This is a genomic window from Rhizobium sp. PAMB 3182 (genome assembly GCF_052908355.1).
Genome location: NZ_CM128607.1, coordinates 3,468,202 through 3,488,031, shown reverse-complemented (window position 1 = coordinate 3,488,031; position 19,830 = coordinate 3,468,202). Strand labels below are relative to the sequence as shown.

The 19,830-nt window shown below is 62.2% G+C and carries 18 protein-coding genes; 8 read left to right on the top strand and 10 right to left on the bottom strand.

The window, feature by feature from the left end; translation table 11 throughout:
• Positions 1-344: 344 nt before the first annotated feature.
• The 4 genes from ACU5AZ_RS16765 to ACU5AZ_RS16750 form a co-directional block, all read right to left on the bottom strand.
• Positions 345-1,091, bottom strand: coding sequence for an ATP-binding cassette domain-containing protein (locus ACU5AZ_RS16765; RefSeq protein ID WP_446823471.1), 747 nt, complete (start codon positions 1,089-1,091; stop codon positions 345-347).
• Positions 1,084-2,148 carry an ABC transporter permease subunit gene (locus ACU5AZ_RS16760; protein ID WP_446823470.1) on the bottom strand — a complete coding sequence of 355 codons (1,065 nt, stop codon included), beginning with the start codon at positions 2,146-2,148 and terminating at the stop codon, positions 1,084-1,086. The genes ACU5AZ_RS16765 and ACU5AZ_RS16760 overlap by 8 nt, the downstream gene beginning before the upstream one ends.
• Before the next feature lie 106 nt (positions 2,149-2,254).
• On the bottom strand, positions 2,255-3,244 hold the full coding sequence (locus ACU5AZ_RS16755) for an ABC transporter substrate-binding protein (protein ID WP_446823469.1): 990 nt from the start codon (positions 3,242-3,244) through the stop codon (positions 2,255-2,257).
• A gap of 236 nt (positions 3,245-3,480) precedes the next feature.
• Positions 3,481-4,392, bottom strand: coding sequence for a sugar-binding transcriptional regulator (locus ACU5AZ_RS16750; protein WP_446823468.1), 912 nt, complete (start codon positions 4,390-4,392; stop codon positions 3,481-3,483).
• Positions 4,393-4,638: 246 nt separating this feature from the next.
• Between ACU5AZ_RS16750 and ACU5AZ_RS16745 the strand changes: the two genes are divergently transcribed.
• Genes ACU5AZ_RS16745 through ACU5AZ_RS16735 form a run of 3 tightly spaced genes read left to right on the top strand, consistent with a single transcriptional unit; the run spans position 4,639 to position 7,679 of the window.
• Entirely contained in the window at positions 4,639-5,556 is a 918-nt protein-coding gene (locus ACU5AZ_RS16745; protein ID WP_446823467.1) for a tagatose-bisphosphate aldolase, read from the top strand.
• Positions 5,557-5,574: 18 nt separating this feature from the next.
• Complete coding sequence (locus ACU5AZ_RS16740) at positions 5,575-6,999, top strand: ROK family protein (RefSeq protein ID WP_446823466.1); 1,425 nt, start codon at positions 5,575-5,577, stop codon at positions 6,997-6,999.
• On the top strand, positions 6,996-7,679 hold the full coding sequence (locus tag ACU5AZ_RS16735; protein WP_446823465.1) for an HAD family hydrolase: 684 nt from the start codon (positions 6,996-6,998) through the stop codon (positions 7,677-7,679). Before ACU5AZ_RS16740 ends, ACU5AZ_RS16735 begins: the two co-directional genes overlap by 4 nt.
• Before the next feature lie 51 nt (positions 7,680-7,730).
• Here the strand turns inward: ACU5AZ_RS16735 and ACU5AZ_RS16730 are convergent, their stop codons facing one another.
• The 3 genes from ACU5AZ_RS16730 to ACU5AZ_RS16720 form a co-directional block, all read right to left on the bottom strand.
• Positions 7,731-8,579 (bottom strand): carbohydrate ABC transporter permease, encoded by an 849-nt coding sequence (locus ACU5AZ_RS16730; protein WP_446823464.1) that lies wholly within the window; start codon positions 8,577-8,579, stop codon positions 7,731-7,733.
• A 6-nt stretch (positions 8,580-8,585) separates the two neighbouring features.
• Positions 8,586-9,527, bottom strand: coding sequence for a carbohydrate ABC transporter permease (locus ACU5AZ_RS16725; protein WP_446823463.1), 942 nt, complete (start codon positions 9,525-9,527; stop codon positions 8,586-8,588).
• 98 nt (positions 9,528-9,625) lie between these two features.
• Complete coding sequence (locus ACU5AZ_RS16720; protein WP_446823462.1) at positions 9,626-10,873, bottom strand: ABC transporter substrate-binding protein; 1,248 nt, start codon at positions 10,871-10,873, stop codon at positions 9,626-9,628.
• Between the two features lie 520 nt (positions 10,874-11,393).
• Between ACU5AZ_RS16720 and ACU5AZ_RS16715 the strand changes: the two genes are divergently transcribed.
• Positions 11,394-12,428, top strand: a complete 1,035-nt coding sequence (locus ACU5AZ_RS16715; protein WP_446823461.1) for a LacI family DNA-binding transcriptional regulator — start codon at positions 11,394-11,396, stop codon at positions 12,426-12,428.
• An 18-nt stretch (positions 12,429-12,446) separates the two neighbouring features.
• Here the strand turns inward: ACU5AZ_RS16715 and ACU5AZ_RS16710 are convergent, their stop codons facing one another.
• Complete coding sequence (locus tag ACU5AZ_RS16710) at positions 12,447-13,385, bottom strand: alpha/beta hydrolase (protein WP_446823460.1); 939 nt, start codon at positions 13,383-13,385, stop codon at positions 12,447-12,449.
• Positions 13,382-14,530, bottom strand: a complete 1,149-nt coding sequence (locus ACU5AZ_RS16705) for a Gfo/Idh/MocA family protein (RefSeq protein WP_446823459.1) — start codon at positions 14,528-14,530, stop codon at positions 13,382-13,384. Before ACU5AZ_RS16705 ends, ACU5AZ_RS16710 begins: the two co-directional genes overlap by 4 nt.
• A gap of 271 nt (positions 14,531-14,801) precedes the next feature.
• Between ACU5AZ_RS16705 and ACU5AZ_RS16700 the strand changes: the two genes are divergently transcribed.
• Complete coding sequence (locus tag ACU5AZ_RS16700; protein ID WP_446823458.1) at positions 14,802-15,620, top strand: sugar phosphate isomerase/epimerase family protein; 819 nt, start codon at positions 14,802-14,804, stop codon at positions 15,618-15,620.
• 40 nt (positions 15,621-15,660) lie between these two features.
• Here ACU5AZ_RS16700 and ACU5AZ_RS16695 read toward each other — a convergent pair whose 3' ends face one another.
• Positions 15,661-16,422: a DeoR/GlpR family DNA-binding transcription regulator gene (locus tag ACU5AZ_RS16695; RefSeq protein ID WP_446823457.1), complete on the bottom strand. Its 762-nt coding sequence runs from the start codon at positions 16,420-16,422 to the stop codon at positions 15,661-15,663.
• Between the two features lie 214 nt (positions 16,423-16,636).
• Here ACU5AZ_RS16695 and ACU5AZ_RS16690 point away from each other — a divergent pair, with 214 nt between their 5' ends.
• From ACU5AZ_RS16690 to ACU5AZ_RS16680, 3 genes are all read left to right on the top strand, one after another.
• Entirely contained in the window at positions 16,637-17,437 is an 801-nt protein-coding gene (locus tag ACU5AZ_RS16690; protein WP_446823456.1) for an aldolase, read from the top strand.
• A 4-nt stretch (positions 17,438-17,441) separates the two neighbouring features.
• Positions 17,442-18,371 (top strand): PfkB family carbohydrate kinase, encoded by a 930-nt coding sequence (locus tag ACU5AZ_RS16685; RefSeq protein WP_446823455.1) that lies wholly within the window; start codon positions 17,442-17,444, stop codon positions 18,369-18,371.
• A 310-nt stretch (positions 18,372-18,681) separates the two neighbouring features.
• Positions 18,682-19,827 (top strand): ABC transporter ATP-binding protein, encoded by a 1,146-nt coding sequence (locus tag ACU5AZ_RS16680; protein ID WP_446823454.1) that lies wholly within the window; start codon positions 18,682-18,684, stop codon positions 19,825-19,827.
• Positions 19,828-19,830: the final 3 nt, after the last annotated feature.

Sequence of the window (19,830 nt, the reverse complement as noted above, 5' to 3'; positions counted from 1 at the left end):
CGGCCGGCTTGACTGTCCGCGCCCGAAGACTTGGCCGTAAGGGAACTGCCGGCTTTCATCGAGAGGGCTTTGCCGGACATGGATCGGATGGAAAGCGCCCGGCACTCACGGGCGGATTAAGGGAGCGCTCCGGCGTAGTCACGGCTCTCATCATCACCCGGCGCGTTGCATCGGGGATGTTTCCGATGCTTTGAAGTCGGAGCTTCGATAAGCGCTGCAGCGGCCGGCTTCGCACAACGAAGTTGCGAACGTCCTGAAGAGTTCCAGGGCGGCGGCGTCATATTAGGTCAGACCGCGAACGTTCAGACGCGGCCTGCCTGATCGCAATGCATGAGCAGCGGCTTTCAGCCGCCGATCATCAGCTTGACCACTTCCGAGTGATCCGTCTCCGAAATCGCCCTTTCGCCCGCGACGACGCCGCGGCGCAGCACGACGATGCGGTCGGACACGGCGAAGATGTCCTGCAGATTGTGCGAGATGAAGATCACGCCCCTGCCCTGCGCCTTCAACGCTTTGATGAGGGAGATCACCTTGCGCTGCTCCGGCACGCCGAGGGCTGCCGTCGGCTCGTCCATGATCAGGATCTTGGCGTTCCAGTAGACCGCCCGGCCGATCGCCACTGCCTGGCGCTGGCCGCCGGAGAAGTTGGAGACCGGCGCGTCGAGGCGCTTCACATGGAAATCGAGCTTTGCCATGGTCTCGCGGGCGGCATCCGCCATCGCCTTGCGGTCGAGCACCGGCAGGAAGCCGAAGCGCTTGGTCATCGGCTCGCGACCGAGGAAGATATTGGCGCCGATGGACAGGTTGTCGGCGAGCGCGAGATCCTGGTAGATCGTCTCGATCCCCTTCATGCGCGCTTCCTGCGGCGAAGAGAACTCGACTGGCTTGCCGTCGATCAGGATTTCTCCCGACGTCGGGGGATAGACGCCGGACAGCGCCTTGATCATCGTCGTCTTGCCCGCGCCGTTGTCGCCGGCCAGCGCTACGACCTCGCCGGCCCTGACCATCATCGAGCATTCCTGCAGGGCCTTCACCGCGCCGAAATGGCGGGAAAGGTTGCGAACTTCCAGAAGCGGAGCCTGACTATTCATCCTGTTTTCCTCCGCTGAAGCGGCGCTGCGCCTGGTCGATCAGAACCGAGATGATGATGACCGTGCCGACGGCGATAAACTGCCAGAACGGCTCGACATTGACGAAGACCAGTCCGTACTGGATGACGGCGATGACAAGGGCGCCGGCAATCGTGCCGATGACCGAACCGGATCCGCCGAAGAGCGATGCACCGCCGATGACGACGGCAGCGACCGAATCGAGCAGCAGCGGCTCGCCTGCCTGCGCGGCACCGGCCGTGAAGCGGGCCGCATAGAGCGCTCCGCCGAGGCCCGCGCACATGGCCGAGAGAATGTAGAGCTTCAGGATATGCGCCTTGATGTCGATGCCGGAGCGTCTTGCGGCCTGCGCATTCGCGCCGATCGCATAGTTGTGCTGGCCGAAACGTGTCTGGCTCAGGATGTAGTGCATGATCAGCAGGAACACCGCTGTGACGATCACCAGATAGGGGACGCCGAAGAAGCGTCCGTTGCCGAGCTCTGCGAAGGCCGCATTCGCGACGGGGACCGTCGTTCCGCCAGCGAGAAGGAATGCCGTACCGCGCGCAACGCCGAACATGCCAAGTGTGCCGATGAAGGGCGGGACCTTGAGTCGTGAAATGAGGAGCCCGTTGATCATGCCGGGGACGCCGGCAACGACGATCGCCGAGGTAATCCCGCAGAGCATTGCCGGGATGGGCGGCATGTAGCCGCCGGCAAGGTTCGTCACATGCGCGGCAACGACGGCAGCAAGGCCCATGATGAAGCCGGCCGAAAGATCGATACCGCCGGATATGATGACGAAGGTCTGGCCAACGGCGATCAGCAGCGGAGCGACGGCGAAAACGGCTATCGACTGCCAGTTGAACTGCGATCCGACGAAGGTTCCGCCGAACGAAACCCGCGACCAAACCTCGAAGGTCAATATGAGGAAAGCCAGGAAGAGCCAGGCCCTGAGTTGGGCGACGCGCTGCACGATGGTCTTGGCGATCTCGTCGTGATCGGCCTGGGGTGCCACGTGCTGTTCTGGTTCGCCGGATAAAGTCTTTTGATCTGTCATGCCTGATCCCGGACTGTCGTCAAATGGAGGGAAGCACTCGTCCGCTTCCGAGAGAGCGGCCCCCGCACCAGGTGCGGGCGCCGCCTTGCGCTCGGGAGGAGCAGTCTCAATCCGAGTAGATGAACTTCGCTACGTTCGGATCGTCGACATTCGCTTTGTCGATGACGGTGAAGCCGGTGCCGATCGCGGTCGGTACCGAGTTGCCCGTCAGGTGGGCATAGGCCGTGACGACGCCGTAGTAGCCGATTTCCGCAGGATGCTGCGCAATCGCCAGGTCGACGAGGCCGGACTTGATGTTGTCGACGATGCTGGTCGGCGCATCGAAGGCAACGACCTTGATATTGCCGGTCTGGCCCGCCTGCTGAACGCCGTTGGCCGCACCGAGCGCGGAAAACAGGTTGGCGCCGAACACGCCGACCAGATCCGAGTTGCGGGCATAGACGGCCTGCAGCTGGGATGCCGCCTTGTTTGCATCATTGTCGTTGAACTGGGTATCGAGAACGGTGATACCCGGGAATTCGGCCATTGCCGTCTTGAAGCCTTCCTCGCGCTGGTCGGTCGTGGAAATGCCGGGCTTGACGTTCGAGACGTAGACCTTGCCCTTTTCGCCGACGGCCTTGGCAAGTGCGCGGGCAGCCATCGCGCCGCCGAGCACGTTGTCGGAGGCGACATAGGAAATCGGGAAATCACCATCGCCCGAACCGGTCTGGTACTTGCCGGTACCGATGAAGGTATCGACGGTGACGATCGGGATGCCGGCGTCGGCAGCTTTCTTCAGCGGCTGAACCAGCTGCGCCTTGTCGGTCGGCGCGATCAGGATCGCATCCGGCTTCTTGGCGATGACCGCATCGAGAACCGGAACCTGCGTCACCGGATTGAAGTCGGGCGCGCCCTGGAACTCCAGCTCGACGCCAAGCGCGTCCGCTGCAGCCTGCGCCCCCTTGCGCATCGTGATGTAGAAGGCATCCGTGGTCAGACCAGGAATAAGCGTGATCTTGAATTTCTTGTCCTGCGCACCGGCCTTGTCGGCAGTCATTGCGGCGGCGCCTACGAGGGCGGCAGCGGCAGAGGCTTTAAAGAATGAACGACGTTCCATGGTCTCCTCCTTTGGAACACTTATTGGTTGCAGAGCGCTATCTCCCAGAGCGTCATGCCGGCGCATACTCGACGCAAAACTTTACTCACGTCAAGCGCAATTTCTTCCTGAAATGAATTTCTTTGGTGGGGACCGCTCTCGCCCGCAGTCGATGCAGGGCCGTAAATCACTGATGAAATTTCGGAAATCGATGCAGACCGGTGACCGCTTCAAAAACGGGAAATCAACCGAAAGCCTCAGTTGCGGGCAGGAAGCAGCACCGAGATGATCGCCTGCGCCGTGGCGGTATCCGTCACGATGGCGTTGACCATGCCGGAGCGGACCGCGCCGATAAGCCCCGCGGCCTTCTCCGGCGATGCGGCGACCGCAATCGACAGCCGGGCTCCGGCCAGCTGCTCGCGGGATGCGGCGATCATCCGCTCCTCGCCCTCCCAGGGCACGACCTTGCCGTCCCGGTCGAAATAATGGCGGATCACGTCGCCGGCGGCTTCGGTCAAGGCCTTTTCGCTGGCCGTCGCCGCACTCGCCTCCGGCGGATTGAACGGATGCGGCAGCCCGACGCCGACGATCGCGCAGTCCAGCCGATCCCACAGCGAGACGGTGTCGTTGACCCCCGAATCGGCCAGGAACGCCGCCCGAAGCTCCTGCGACGACACATAGGGCGCGTGAAGGAAGCGCGGCTCGCCGCCCATCTGCTCGGCCGCCTGCCGGACGAACTCGTTGATCTGGAAGTGCGCTGCCGGTTGCTGCAGTCCGCCATTGAGCGGAACGACCGTAACGGCTCCGAGCTTTGGCAAACCCGCCGAGATCACTTCCCGGATCGCCCTCCCCCAGCCGATGCCTATGACGGAACCGTCGGCAAACCCTGCTTCCTTCAGAAGGTCGGCAAGCGGTGCAGCAAGGGCGCCGACCATTCCCGGCGACACTGTTTCGGCCACCGCCACGCCCTTCAAGCCCAGGAGTTCAGCAAGCTCTTCCGCCACTTCGTTCGGCGCAATGAGATCCATGACCTCAATCTTCACGATGCCAAGTGCGCGGGCCTTCTGCAACATGCGCGAAACCGTTGCAGTCGACAGCCCGAGCCGACGGGCGATGTCCACCTGGGCCATCTCCTCGACATAGTGAAGCTTCGCAACCATGTGCAGCATGGCGCGGCTTGCGGGGCTTTCCTGATTGGGCTGAAGAGCCAGCTTGCAATTCCTTTCTGAAATGTGTTACACGACACAAAGAAAGTTATCGCTCAATTGCCGTCGTTTCGCAACGACCGAAATAAGAAACAGGGATGGAAGCATCTCCCGCGGACAGATGTCCGGTCGGGCGGTCTTCGTGCGGCCGGACACGGCCTCGTACACCGGAATTTGCAACAGCCGAAGAGACTTCGAAGGAGAATGACAGTGTCTGCAATGACGACAGCCGAACTCAGGGGTTATCAACAGATCTGCGGCGACGAGGGCGCGATGATGGTGATCGCCTGCGATCAGCGCGGTGGCATGCGCCAGGTCCTCGCCGCCACTCCGGAGGAGCAGGCCAAGATCAGCAACGAGACGCTGGGCCTGACCAAGGCGGACATCGCCCGTTATCTCGCAAGCCAGGCCGGCGGCGTGCTGGTCGATCCGATCTGCGCCGTGCCGATGATTGTCGACGAATGGCTTCTGCCGAAAAACACAGGTCTCCTGATCGGGCTCGACGCGTCCGGCTGGGACACCTCGCCCGAAGGCTACCGCCTGTCGAAGCTGGTTGAAGGAGTGGATGCCCGACGCGTGCGCGAGCTTGGCGGCACCGGCGGCAAGATCATGGTCTACCTGCGGATGGATACGCCCGCCGCCAATACCCACAATCTCGAAATCCTGAAATCCTGCATCGAGGATTTTGCCCGCGAGGACCTGTTCCTGGTCGTCGAGTTCCTCACCTACCGGCTGGAAGGCGAAAGCAAGGAAGATTACGAGGCAAAGCTGCCCGCCCTCATTCAGGACGGTTGCCGTGCCTGCCTCGATCTCGGTTCGAAGATTTTGAAGATCCCCTATCCGGGTTCACCGGAAGCCTGCGCGGAAGTGACCCGCATTTGCGGCAGCACCCCGTGGGCGGTCCTTTCGGCCGGCGTCGACCATTCGACGTTCCTCGGACAGGTCGAAGCGGCGATGAGCAACGGCGCCTCCGGCGTGATCGCCGGCCGCTCGCTCTGGAAGGACTGCATCTCTCTCGATCGCGCCGTGACGCAGGAAAAGCTGACGACGATCGCCGTGCCGCGGCTGAAGGAGTTGCAGGCGATCATCCGCAAGCATTACCGTCCAGCTTACCGCAAGGCGGCCTAAGCTCCGGGAGCAGCAGACATGGCGAGAACCTCTGTCGGCCTCGATGTCGGCGGCACGCGCATCCGCGTGGCGCTCGTCGACGAGGCGGGTACGATCCTCCGCAAGAAGGTGATCGATGGCACGCGCGACCCGGAACGTGCCGTCGAGTTCTTCGTCGAGCTTATATCCGAGATCGATGACGGCGCCTTCGAAGCGATTGGCATCGGCATACCCGGGCGGGTGAATGCTCACACCGGGGAAGTCCTCTCCGGCGGCTTCCTGAATCTTGCCGGCGTTGACCTCGCCGGCATTCTCGGCAAGCGCTTCGCCAGACCAGTGGCTGTCGCCAACGACTGTTCCATGGCACTCCTCGCCGAGGCTCGCGCCGGCGCCGGTCGCGGCCTCGCCAATATCGTCATGCTCACCATCGGCACCGGAATTGGCGGCGCGGCGATGCTCGACGGCAAGATCGCCAGCGGCCGCCGTTCTGCAGGCCAGTTGGGCCACCTGATCGTCCGCGAAGGCGGCGTCCGCTGCGTCTGCGGCCAATCCGGCTGCGTCGAGATGTATTCGTCAGGCACCTCGTTCCGCCGGCTCGCATCCGAAATCGGATTTCCCGCAGGCTATACCTGCGAACAGGCGCTTTCCGACGCGATGCAAAGCGATGACGCCCGATCGCTGATCAGCAATTGGGCCGGGCCATTGCGCGCGGCGATTTCCTCGCTCTCCGCAAGTTTTGATCCAGACATACTCCTGCTCGGCGGCGGCCTCGGGGAGAGCGCCGTCATGGCCTTGCGGCAACTGCCCGCCGAGACCTCCTGGTATGACATTCCGGTCGCCCCCGCCCTGCTCGGCGACGATGCCGGCGTGATCGGCGCGGCGCTTGCCGGTCTCGATCTCGTGCAACCTACACCCGCCGCCGGAAAACGGCTGGTTATGGTCAATGGCATTCCGGCAACGGGCAAGAGCCGGGTGTCCGCGGCGCTGTCGGCCCGCACCGGCTGGCCGATCCTGGCGCTGGACACGATCAAGAACCCTTTTCTCGCCGAGATCGGCGATGTCGACCGGCTCTTCAACCGCCGCCTCGGGAAAGCGAGCTACCAGGCGATCTGGGACACCATCGCCGCCGCGCCCGCAGGCTCGACCTTCATCGTCGACGCGTGGTTCGGCTTCCAGCCGCTTGACCTTCTGGACGCGGGTATTTCACACGCCGGCATCACCGCGCTTGCCGAAATCTGGTGCCACGCGCCGGGAGACGTGCTTGCCGAACGCTACCGCGCGCGACTGTCTTCTCGCCTCCCGGGCCATCCGGGAGAAGCTTATATTCCCGAGCTGATCGCCCTTGCCGAACGGGCGACGCCCGCCGGCCGCGGGCCGATTTTCGACCTGGATACAACGAAAGTGCCAGACGACGACGCCCTCGCCGAATGGGTGACAAATGCATTGAAAGGCACGCCGCAATGAACGGTTTCGAACTGGTCATCTTCGATTGCGACGGCGTCCTGATCGATTCCGAAGCGATCGGCGTTCATATCGAAGCAGATCTGCTGACGGCTTCCGGCTATCCCGTCACGGCGCCGGAAGTCGCGGAACGTTTTTCCGGCCTGCCCTGGGAGCAGATCCTCAAGATCGCCGAGCAGGAAAGCGGCCTGGACCTTTCCGGCAAACTCGCGGGCCGACTGGAGCAAGTCCTCGACCAGCGCTTGCCACTGGAAGTCGAGGCCATCAGCGGCGTTGCCGAAACGCTGGCGGCGCTCGGCCGGAAACGCTGCGTCTGCTCCAACACCAAGTTCAGCCGTGTGGACCTGCTCCTTGGCAAGGTCGGCCTTAAAGACTTCTTTGCCCCGAACATCTTCTCGGCAAAGGATCTCGGTCCGGGCCGTTCCAAGCCGAAGCCCGACATCTTTCTGCATGGCGCAGCCAGAATGGGCGTCGCCCCAGTCAAAACCGCGGTGGTCGAAGACAGCGTCCACGGCGTCGAAGCCGGCGTTGCCGCCGGCATGACCGTTATCGGCTTCACCGGCGGCGGGCACAGCTATCCCGGCCACGCCGCGAAGCTAAGATCCGCCGGTGCGAGCGCGACCATAGGCGACATGCGCCGACTGCCGCAGACGCTGGAAGACCTTCAACAAGCCATTGCCTGACATCGCGGGAACCCGCTGATCTCTGAGCAGCCGAAAAGCTGCAAGCCTCCGTCAGCTCTTGACCGAGCCTGCCGTCATGCCGGCCAGGAAATAACGCTGGGCGACGAGGTAAAGGAGGAGAAGCGGCAGCGAACCCAGAACGCTCATCGCCATCATCTCATTCCACTCGAAGGCGTGCTGGCCCATCAGCAACTGGATGCCGATCGGCACCGTCCTGAGGCTTGTCGACTTCGTCAGCGTGAGCGCGAAGAGAAACTCGTTCCAGGAGAGGAGGAAGGTGTAGACGGCGGTCGCGACGATGCCGGGGATCGACACCGGCACGATCACCCGCCAGAGCGCCGTCCAGCTCGATCCACCGTCGACCAGCACAGCTTCATCGAGCTCCTTGGGCAATGTATTCAGATAGCCCGTCATCAGAAGAATGGCGTAAGGCAGCGTGAAGACCAGATAGGTCAGGATGAGCGCGTAATAGCTGTCGAAGATCCGCAGCGCCACGACGATGCCGAAATAGGGAATGAGCAGCGTGATCGGCGGCACGGTCTGGGTGCTGATGATGAAGATGTTCAGCGTGTTCTTAAAGCGGAAGTTGTAGCGGCTGAAGCCGTAGGCCGTCAGGATCGCGATCAACACCGTCAGCACGGTGACCACGCCGGCGACGAAGTAGCTATTGATGAAGAACCGCACCTTCACCGGATCGCTGAAGATCGTGCGATAGGCCTCGAGCGTCGGAATCTTGGGCAGGATCGCCGGCGGCAGCGCGAAGATTTCCGTGTTCGACTTGATTGACGTGAAGAACATCCAGACGATCGGGAAGGCGGCGAAGACGAGGCCGATCGCAAGCCCGAGATAGATGAGCAGCGTCGGAAGAACGGTTCGCTTGAAGGAAGAACGCTTGGCCATGACCGATCACCTGCGCTGCTGATGCTTGATGTAGAAATAGGTGACGCTCATGGACAGGAGCAGCACGATGATGGCGCTCGCCGAGGCGACCGAGAACTGGTACTCGGCGAATGCAAGCTTGTAGGTGAAGGTGGACAGCATCTCGGTCGAGTAGATCGGGCCACCGCCTGTGGTCATCCACACGAGCGGGAAAACCTGCATGGTCCAGATGAAGTCCAGAAGTGCAATGCTGATGGTGATCGGCATGAGCTGCGGAATGGTGATGTACCAGAATTTTTCGAGCTCGTTGGCGCCGTCGATGCCGGCCGCCTCGTAGAGCTCCTTCGGAATGCCCTGAAGCCCGGCAAGCAGGCTCACCATGTAGAGCGGATAGCCAGCCCAGATGTTGGCGAAGGTCAGGGCGTGGATCGCGGTTTTCGGCGAGGAGAACCATTCGACCTTGAAGTCGACGATGTGAAGCGCCATCAGGACGCTGTTGACGACCCCGTTCGGATCGAGCAGCAGGCGCCAGATGATGGCGATGATGACGGCGGTGAACAGCCAGGGAAGAATGTAGAGCACGCGCAGAATGCTGCGGATGAAGGGATCGATGCGGTTGGTGTTGAGCAGCAGCGCGAAGATCAGCCCGAGGACCAGGTGAAACACCACGCTCATGATGGTGAAATAGAGCGTGTGGCCGACCGACTGCCAGAACACCGGATTTGAAAAGACCGTTTCGTAATTGACGAAACCCGCGAAGCTTGCGTCCTTGCGCATGATGGCGCCGTCCATCAGCGAATAGCGCAGGACCGTGATCATCGGCAGAAGCATCAGGAGCGTCAGAAGAAGGGTCGCCGGCGATATGTACAGATACGGCACCAGCTTCCTCAGCGAGCGATAGCTGAATCTGCCCCTCTTCTTGAGTGTCCGTGGCTGGGCGGCAACCATTGCCGGTGCTGATCGGTTCATGGAGCGTGTCTTTCCCATCTCTCCGGGCAAAGCCCGGAACTGACGCATATGCCGGCAGCGGTTTTGGCGCTGCCGGCAGCTTGAGAGGATTACAGGTCTTAGAACTTGGTCATCCAGGCCTTCTGCGTGTTCGCAGCTGCATCCTTGGCCGACTGCTGACCGTCGAAGAGCTTCTGCACTTCGATATTCATGTCACGCATCAGGTCTTCGGCAACCGGCAGGCCGACGAATTCGTTTGCCGGATAGCCGCTCTGGTAGATCTTGAACGCGTCGGCGAAGATCGGGTCGGACTTCACGAAGTCCGGCTTGGCATGGACGTTGCCAGGGAAGGCGTTGGCAATCGAGACGAGCCGGCTGTTGATTTCCGGGCTCATCAGGAAGCTGACCAGCTTCCAGGCCTCTTCCTTGTGCTGACTGCTATCACTGATGCCGATGCCCCAGGATGCATAGGGCATGCCACGCTTGCCGTCATATCCGTCCTTGGCCGGCAGGGCCGACAGGCCGAAATTGAGATTCGGATTGCGCTCGCGGATCAGGTTCACGTGGGCAAGCGAGTCGATCATCATGCCGACGCGGCCGTTGACGAATTCCTCGACCTTGTCCTGTTCCTTCTTGGCGAAGATGCCGGGCGAAATGACGCCGTCCTTGTTCAACTTGTCGAGATACTCGAGCGTGCCGACGACATCGTCATTCTCGAGGTCCGGCTTGCCGTCCTTCATCATCGATCCGCCGGACGCCCAGACCCAGGACATCACGTCGTTCTGGATACCGCTCGGCGACTGCAGCGATAGCGGCAGAACCCAGCCGTACTGGTTCTTCGAAGCGTCCGTCATCTTCTTGGCGGCGTCCTCGAATTCCGTGCGGTTCGACGGCATGGTCTCGACGCCGGCGGCCTTGGCGAGATCAAGGTTCACGAACACCGGATAGACGAAGGACGCGACCGGGAACATCACGCTCTTGCCGTCGACCTTGACGATGTCGGCGAGCTGGCTGCGGTCATAGTTGGCCTTGTCCATCAGCGCGCCCATGTCGGTGATCGCGCCCTGCTTGGTCAGGCCGTTCACCCAGGCACCGTCGAGACCGACGACATCGCTGAGCGTGCCGGAGGCCGCCCCGACGACGATCTGGTCATGCGTCGTGGAATAAGGGCCGCTGACGAGCGTGACCTTGATGTCCGGATTGGCCTTCTCGAAATCGTCCATGATGCCGCGAAGGGCGCCGGCGGGCATTTCCGGTTCCCACCACTGGATGAACTCGAGATTTGTTTCGGCGAGCGACGTCGAGGCCCAAAGGCCCCATGCGGCGGCCGCAATGGTCAGAGTCCTGCTGATTTTGCTGAATTTCATGTCCAACCTCCCATTAGACGAATGACTTATCGATCCTCCCAAAGATCGTGCCGGCAGTAGGTTCCCGCGCTTGTCGCATGTCAACCACGAACTGCGCGGAAGCAAACGAAAGGCGGGATTTTTTTGCGAAAAAATCGATCAAATAACTGAAATAATTAATCTAAAAAAATTTGCGCGCGAGAATTTTTTGAACCCGCATCTATTGCTTATGATGCCTTTTTTCTTTACTTTCGTAAACAAATGAAAGCTGCTTGTGCCGCAGATGGTTTTGCCGCCTTTGGAGGAGTGCAGCGCACCGTTCCTTGCTGCAATGCAATCAGGTGTCGGTCACCCGAAGTATCGACCGAATACACCCACACGCCGGGACATTGGGCGCCGCACGAGGATGGCAAGCCGATTGTATCGCGCAGCAAATTGCGCTTTTCCTGAGCGAAGAAGTTGACGCGCCAGTCAATTTTGATTTACGCGCGGAACAGAAGTGGTCGCGCAACGAAAATTCCGGCGACCTGTGGGGAATGGCATGGCGAAGAAAACGTACAAATCGATGGACGACTTTGCCGGCGCCTGCGGCGTGTCGCGCCCGACGCTGTCAAAGTATTTCGACGACCCCACCCAGGTCAAGGAGTCGACCCGCAAGCGCATCGAGGCCGCGCTGAAGAAGTCGAATTTCGAGCCCAACCTCTTCGCACGCCATCTGAACCGCAAGCGGACCAAGAACATCGGCATTCTGGTTCCCAGCATGGCCGACCCGTTCTATGTGCAGGTCGTCTCGCTGATCGAACTGGAACTGCGCGAACGCGGCTTCTGGCCGATTCAGTTCTCGTCCCATACACGCCCGGACCTCGAGGAGGAGGCTGTGCGCACCCTCCTGTCGCTGAAGGTCGCCGGCGCCGTCGTCGCCCCGATGGGCGCAAGCTCCAAGCGCGGAGCGCTGGAACGGCTGAAGGATGCCATTCCCGTCGTCTGCTTCGACAGCCCGTCGAGCTTCAACCTGCCCTTCGTCGGCAACGACAATGCGCAGAGCGTGGCCGCCATCGTGCAGTATCTCTGCCGGTCCGGCGAGCCGCCGGTCTTCCTCGACGTTCCGCACATGATGGAAAACACCAACGAGCGAACCGAAAGCTACCGCTCGACGATGATCCGCGAGGGCCATGCGCCGCTGGTTGTCCCCTGCGATGCGCCGCCATCCTGGGAATTCGAGCGGCTCGGTTACGAGCAGATGAACCGGATGCTGCAAAAAGGCGCCCTGCCCGGCAAGACGCTGCTGTGCGCCAATGATCGCTTCGCCTTCGGCGCCATGGCTGCGGCGTTTGCCGCGGGCCTGAAGATCGGCAGGACGGAAAGCTCGGACATCAGGATCGCCGGCCACGACGACCATCCGCTGAGCCGCTATACCTGCCCGTCGCTCACCACCATGGCCCAGAATGCTCCGGAAATTGCGGCGAGAGCGGTGGAAATGCTGCTGGCCATCATCGATGAAGACAGCGATGACAAGAAGGTCCTGCCAAGCCGGGTGATCCTTGAATCGACCCTGATGATGCGCGAATCCGCCTGACCGAGCCACACCGGCGGATCATTGCCCGAAAGCGGGATCCATCGCGCGCCAGGCATCGACGATAGCGTCAAGCGCCTCGCGCGCCTCTGGGATTGCCTTGCTCATCGACACGAAGCCATGGATCTGCCCCGGCCAGATGCGACGGGAGCAACGCGCTTGCCCTTCAAGCGCTTCGACATAGGCGAGCCCCTCATCGAACAGCACATCGCAGCCGGCCAGCACGACGAATGCAGGCGCAACGCCTGAAAACGAAGACGCCAGCAGCGGAGACGCCCGCCAGTCGAGCTGCGCTCCTTCCTCCTTGCCGACATAGTGATCACGGAACCAGCGCATCGCCTCCGCCGTCAGGCCGAAGCCGCTGGCGTAGCGACGATAGCTTTCGGAAACCTGGCGTTGGTCGGTGACGGGATAGATCAGCAGCTGACCGATGACCGGCGGCACCTCGCCATCCCGCGCCATCAGGGCGACGACAGCGGCAAGGTTGCCGCCGGCACTGTCACCGCCGACCACGATGCGGGCGGGATCCACTCCGAGACTTGCCGCCTCCGAAACCATCCAGGCCAGCGTCGCGGCGCAATCCTCCAGTCCGGACGGAAACGGATGCTCCGGGGCGAGACGGTAATCGGGCGAGATCACGACCGCGTTCGCGGCATTGGCGAGGATGCGGCAGATGTCCTCATGGGTTTCCGGTGCGCCGATCACGAAGCCGCCGCCATGCAGATAGAGAAGCGCCGGCGCCGCCGTTTGCGGCGCATTCAAGCCGCGCCAGACCCGAATCCGGATACCGCCGACGTCTTCCTCCGACGCCGCGCCGACCGGTTCGAGCGGCACCTGAAATCTCGCAAATCCGTCAAGATATTGCCGCCTTGCCTCTTCCGGCGTGAAGTCCTCCACCGGCTTTTCCGGTTCACCCGGCCAGTTCAGCGCTTTGACAGCGGACGGGTCGAGCGAGGTCATCCGAGCAGGCTCCGGACCTCGTCCTCGCTAAGCTCCTTCGGCTGCGTAGCGGAGCCGGAAATGGTCTGCGCCTGGCCGGTTTCACCAGCCCGCAGGATCGCCTCCATGATCTCCAGCACGTGCAGGGCGAGGTCGCCGGATGCGCGCGGCGCGCGGCCTTCGGTGATCGAACGCGCGAGATCGGCGAGGCCGACCATCCGGTAGTTGGCGCGGTCGGGCTTGTCGATCGGCCAGTTGATCGCCCCGAGAAGTTCACCCGCGGTATCCGTCTCCTGCCAGGGCGCCCCCTGCTTCGACAGGCCTATGACGCCGCCGAACGTGTCTGGATCGGGCAGGCGCAGCGACCCTTCGGTGCCGTGCAACTCGATCGGATAATTGGAATGGCGGAAGACGTCCCATGAAGCCCCGAAGGTCACCGTCGCACCGCTCGCAAATTCCAGAAGGGAGAGAACGCTGGTCGGCGTACCGACCTTGAAGGTGGTATTCTTCTTCGGTCCGTCGGCGGTGATCAGGCGCTCTTCCTGCCCGCTCGTCGCCACCGCCTGCACGCGCCGGACCGGTCCCATCAGGTTGACCATCATCGAAAGATAATAGGGGCCCATGTCCATCACCGGCCCCGCGCCGGGCTGATAATAGAAACCCGGATCCGGATGCCAGTGCTCCATGCCGCGCCCCATCATGAAGGCGGTTCCGGTCACCGGCTTGCCGATCGCGCCCGTTTCCATCAGCCGCCGGGCATGGCGGCCGGCAGCACCGAGAAACGTGTCCGGCGCGGAGCCAAGCGCCAGCCCCTTCCCCTTCGCCTCGGCGACGAGCCTGCGACCTTCATCCGCCGTCACGCCGAGCGGCTTTTCGGTGAAGACATGCTTGCCGGCGGAAAGCGCCCGCATGGAAATCTCGTAATGCGCCGCCGGGATCGTCAGGTTGAGGACGAGGTCGACATCCTTGTCGGACACGAGGTCGTCGACGTCCATCGCCTTCAGGCCGAACTGATCGGCGCGAGCCTTGGCCGCGGCCATGTTCAGGTCGGTACAAGCCGTGATTCTGACACCCCGAAAGAGGGCGGCGTTGCGCATGTAGGCAAGAGAAATGCTGCCGCATCCCACCACGCCGATTCTCAAGATTGTCTCATTTTTCGTCGTCATTTCAGTCACCTGAACTTACAGCTTAGAGAGTGGCTTCGGGCGGGCAGCTTACACATTTTCACATTGCGCGCACGAGAAATGTTGACGCACGATAATATTTTATCTTACGTATTGATAGGACGTTGGGAGGCGTCTCGATCCGGACAGTTTCAAGCGCTCGGCGACAGGTTCCACTCCATTGGGAGAGCGCCTCGCCGTCACCTCACATTCGCCCATGTCCGCCGCGCCAGCCCACACGATAGACAATCAAGGACAAGTCAGGACCCCATTCATGAAGACCGCAGAACTCAAAATCGGTTGCCAGACATTCACCTGGGAAATGCTCGGCGACCGCTTTCGCGGCGGCCCGGACGATCTGGTGCGGGCAATTTCCGCTGCCGGCTATTCCGGCATAGAGATCACCGACACGATGATCGGCGATTACGCGAACAAGCCCGAGGCCTTCGCGCAGACACTTGACTCCGCCGGCCTCACTCTCGTGTCCTTTGCCTTCGGCTCGGACAGCGGCTTTACCGTCCCCTCCAAGCTCGACGAAGACCTCGAGGCAACCCGGCGCTGGGTCGATTTCGCCGCTCATTTTCCGGGCGCGCTGGTCTCGATGGGGTCGGCGACCGTGGTCGACGATGGCCCCCGCAACGACAAATTCGCCGTCGCCGCCGAATGCTACAACCGGTCGAGCGAAATCGGCAGGGCGGCAGGCGTGACCGTTGCCGTCCACCCCTCCTCGCACCACAACACGCTGTTGTTCACACGGGCAGACTATGACGCCCTCTTTCCGCTCCTCGATCCGGAAGTCGGCTGGGTGCCGGACACCGGCCACATCCTGCGCGGCGGCCAGGTCATGGCGGACACGCTTCAGGCCTTCCGCGACCGCATCCGCTACGTGCACCTGAAGGACGTGGACGCAGGCGGCACCTGGGCGATGCTCGGAGCCGGCGCTTGCGATGTCCCGGCCGTCATCGAGACCGCAAGGAACAGCCCCAGGTTCAACGGCTGGATCGTCGTGGAAGAGGAGTCGGACGAAGCCGGCCGCGATCCGGCAAAGGCCGTTCGCGTGAACTACGAGACACTTCGGAGCTTCGGCTACTGAGCGGAGCTGTCCGGTGGCGGCAAGTCTGCCGCCGGACCGATCAGGCGTAACGGACCTCGACCCCGAGCTTGTCGAGGCGGTGGCGGATGCTGAGCGGCAGGCCGCTGTCGGTGATGATGAGATCGACGCGAGAGAGGGAGAAGGCCTTGGAGGAGGCGCCTATGTCCCATTTGCTGGAATCGGCGACAAGCACCACCCGGCGCGCCATGCGCACGAGGTTGCGCTTGGTGCGGGCGACATCCTCTGAAACATCGACCACGTCGAAGGACTGGTCGATCGCGTGCGCGCCGACGAAGGCCTGGTGGGCGACGAGGCCGCCGAGCGCCTTGTCGGAATCCGCGACGATCGTGCTGACCGTGCTCGGGAAAACCCGCCCGCCGATCATATGGACGTCGAGGCCCGGTCGATACATCAGATGCTGGGCGATATTCATTCCCGTCGTCGCGACGACGACATTGTTGACCGGCGGCATCTGCATCGCGATCTGCAGCAGGGTGGAGCCGCTGTCGAAGACGATCGACTGGTTGTCGATGATCTGCTTTGCCGCGAGCTGGGCGATCCTGCGCTTGGCGTCGAAATTGCGCTGCATGCGCTCCTCGAATGCCGCGGCGGGTGAATCGGCGGGCGCGGCAATGGCGCCGCCATGCGTCTTGATGAGCCTCTTCTTCGCATCGAGCAGTTCCAGATCGGAGCGGATGGTGACTTCCGAGACGCCGAACAACTCCGCGAGCTGGCTGGTTTTCGCCTGGCCGACGCGCTGGAGCTCGATGAGGATCTGGTGCCGTCTCTGTTCTGCAAGCATCTTCGGTTCCGCTCTACGTCGCCATCTTTCCGCTTTCGAAATTCGAAAGCGGACTCAGCTTTCGAATTCTTTCGATCTCATTTTCATAGCTTTTAGCACGATAAAATACCGATGCTAAGCCACAAATGAAAGATTTCGAAAGATTGAACATTCTTTTATTTCCGAGTTAGGGTCCACTTACCTCAGCTGCAACGAACGCAAGGAAACCACTGCAATGGGTCTCGGAACCAAGATTCGCCTGTCTCGCCTCTTCTCCAATCCGTCCGGAAATCTCTTCGGCGGCGCGGTGGATCACTTCGTCGGCTACGGCAATGTGCGTGAAGGCGGCCTTGCCGACCTGCCCGGCGCGCTTGGCCGCGTCATGGAAGGCGGCCCCGACTATGTCAGCATCCAGCCGGGCGCGGCCCGCCACCTCTGGCCGCAATATGCCGGCAAGGCGGCGCTCGTCATTCAGGCCGGCTGCTTCACGGCCGACGACCGCATCCGCCAGCTGATCGCCACCCCCGAGGATGCCGTGCGCTACGGCGCCGACGCGCTCGCCGTCGCCATTCCCGTACGCGGCAATACGGAAGGCGAATACATTCGCTGGCTGACGGACACCGTCAACGCGGCCGCCCGCTACGAGATGCCGATCATCGCCCACATCTATCCGCGCGATTTCACCAACGGCGCCAAGATCGTCTTCACGCCGGACGAGATCGCCTATGCGGTGCGCATCGGCTACGAGACCGGCGTCGATGTCGTGAAGGTCGGCTACACCGGCGATTTCGACTCGTTCCGCGAAACCGTGGCGACCTGCCCGATCCCGGTGGTGATGGCCGGCGGACCGAAGACCGAAAACCTTCTCGGCGCCCTCACCCAGACGGCAGATGCCCTGCGCGCCGGCGCAAAGGGCGCGGTCGTCGGCCGCAACCTCTGGGGCCATGGCGACACCACGAAGGCGGCCAAGGCATTCAAGATGGTGATCCACGACGGCGCCTCTCCGGCCGACGCGCTTGCGGCGACTGGCGCCTGACAGGATGTCCCGGCGGTTCGACGTCATCGGTTTCGGTGCATTGGCGATCGACGACATCGTCTACGTCGACCGCCCTCTTTCTGCGGGCAAGGGCAAGGTGACCCGACGCGAGGCCGATCACGGCGGCAATGTCGCGACGGCCCTCGTCGCCGCGGCCCGCCTTGGCGGTCGTGCGGCCTTTGTCGGCTGGCTCCCCCAACCGGCAGACGATGTCGGCGGCCCCGAAATGCAGCGGGAAGGCGTGGACATATCGCTTGCCCCGCGCCGGGCCGACGCCTCACCGATCCGTTCCGTCATCACCGTCGGACCGGACGGCGACCGTTTCATTGCCTATGATGACGACGTCCCCCATGGTACAGCGGAGACGATTGCCGATGAGGCGATCGCCTCCGCGCCGGTGCTGATCATCGACGGATATTCGATCCATTCGGAAAGCGTGGTGGCGCGCGCGCGCAAGCTTGGGCTGTCGATCGTCGCGGACATCGAATGGGCGGTCGGCGAACAGACCGACCGCATCCTGGCGCTCGCCGACCATCTTGTCCTGCCCCTTGCCTTTGGCAAGCTGGCGACGGGCGAGACGGAACCGGCGGCGATCCTTGCCCGCCTCTGGACACCGGATCGCGCGGCCGTGGTCCTGACCGACGGACACAATGGCTGCTACCTCCGCCAGAACGGAGATACGACCCTCTGGCATTTGCCCGCTTACCCGGTTACCGCCGTAGACACCACCGGCGCGGGGGATTGCTTCCACGGCGCCTACGCGCTGGCTCTTGCGAGAGGCGAAACACCGCTAGCCTGCGTCGCCTACGCGACCGCCGCCGCGGCAATCTCGGTCACCCACCACGGCGGCCGCAAGGGTCTGCCGAACGACGCGGCCTGCCGCACCCTCATGACGAGTGACAGCGCGCCTGCTCCCTCGCCGATGCCGGCTTGACGCCAAACCTCCGCCAGACTGCAGCTATACCCAACAGAATCTTGCGCATCGAGGGCTCGATCAGCGACCCTTTCGTCGCTTATAAAATTACGCGCGTTAAAAAATAAAATACCACAAAGATATTTTTTAATAAATCAATTTAGTATTTTAAAATCATATGCTTAATTGCACTGACGCGCTCTGTTAGGCCGCTTCATCCCAAATTTTCTATTGACTTTACCCACCACTCCTGAGCCATTTGAAAGAAAAAGATGGCAGCGGCAGCGGTGTGCGTGCCGGCTTTGCCCTGGAGTGACGGGAGGAAATCGACGTGGCTGTGGTAGTGCTCGACAAGATCTGCAAGACCTACGGGAACAATTTTCACGCGATCAACGAATTGAGTCTGACGATCAACGACGGCGAGTTCCTGATCCTCGTCGGACCGTCCGGCTGCGGCAAGTCGACAGCACTGCGCATGATCGCCGGACTCGAGGAGATCAGCAGCGGAACGCTGACGATCGGCGGACACGACGTCGAGGACCTTCCGCCGAAGGATCGCGACATCGCCATGGTCTTCCAGAACTATGCGCTCTACCCGCACATGACGGTGTTCGACAATATCGCCTTCTCGATGAAGCTCGCCGGCAAGACCAAGGCCGAGCGCGAGAAGCGCGTCAACGAGATCGCCAAGATCCTCCAGCTCGAAACGCTGCTGCAGAACAAGCCCTCGCAGCTTTCCGGCGGCCAGCGCCAGCGCGTCGCCATGGGCCGCGCCATGGTGCGCGAGCCGGCGGCGTTCCTGATGGACGAGCCGCTGTCGAACCTCGACGCCAAGCTGCGGGTGCAAATGCGGGCGGAAATCGCCAGCCTCCAGCGCCAGCTCGGCGTCACGACGATCTACGTCACCCACGACCAGACCGAGGCGATGACGATGGGCGACCGCGTGGCGGTCCTCAAGGGCGGCGTGCTGCAGCAGGTGGACACGCCCAAGGCGCTCTACCATCACCCCGCCAACGCCTTCGTCGCGGGCTTCATCGGCTCGCCGTCGATGAACCTCTTCGAAGGCCGGCTCGAGGGCCGCAGTATCCGCCTTCCGAGCTTCTCCATACCTCTGCCCGAAAATGTCTTCGATCGCGCGCCGGGCCTTTCAGACCTTCAAGGCGAGACGGTCGTCTTCGGCATCCGCCCGGAAGATCTGTTCGACAGCAAACTGCCGTCCGGCTCGGCTTTCCCGACCATTCCCGCGACGGTAAAATCGATCGAGGAACTCGGCTCCGAACTGATCGTGCATCTGAAACTCGACGCGAGCCGCGTCGATTCCGGCGATCCCGACGCTGTCGAGGATTTGAGCGGAGCCGCCAATGCCGTCGCGAGATTCGAGGCGGTGAGCACAATCCGGCCGGGACAGGTGATCGATCTGGCGATCGACACGTCGAAGATGCACTTCTTCCATCCCCAGACCCACCTGACGCTCTGAAAG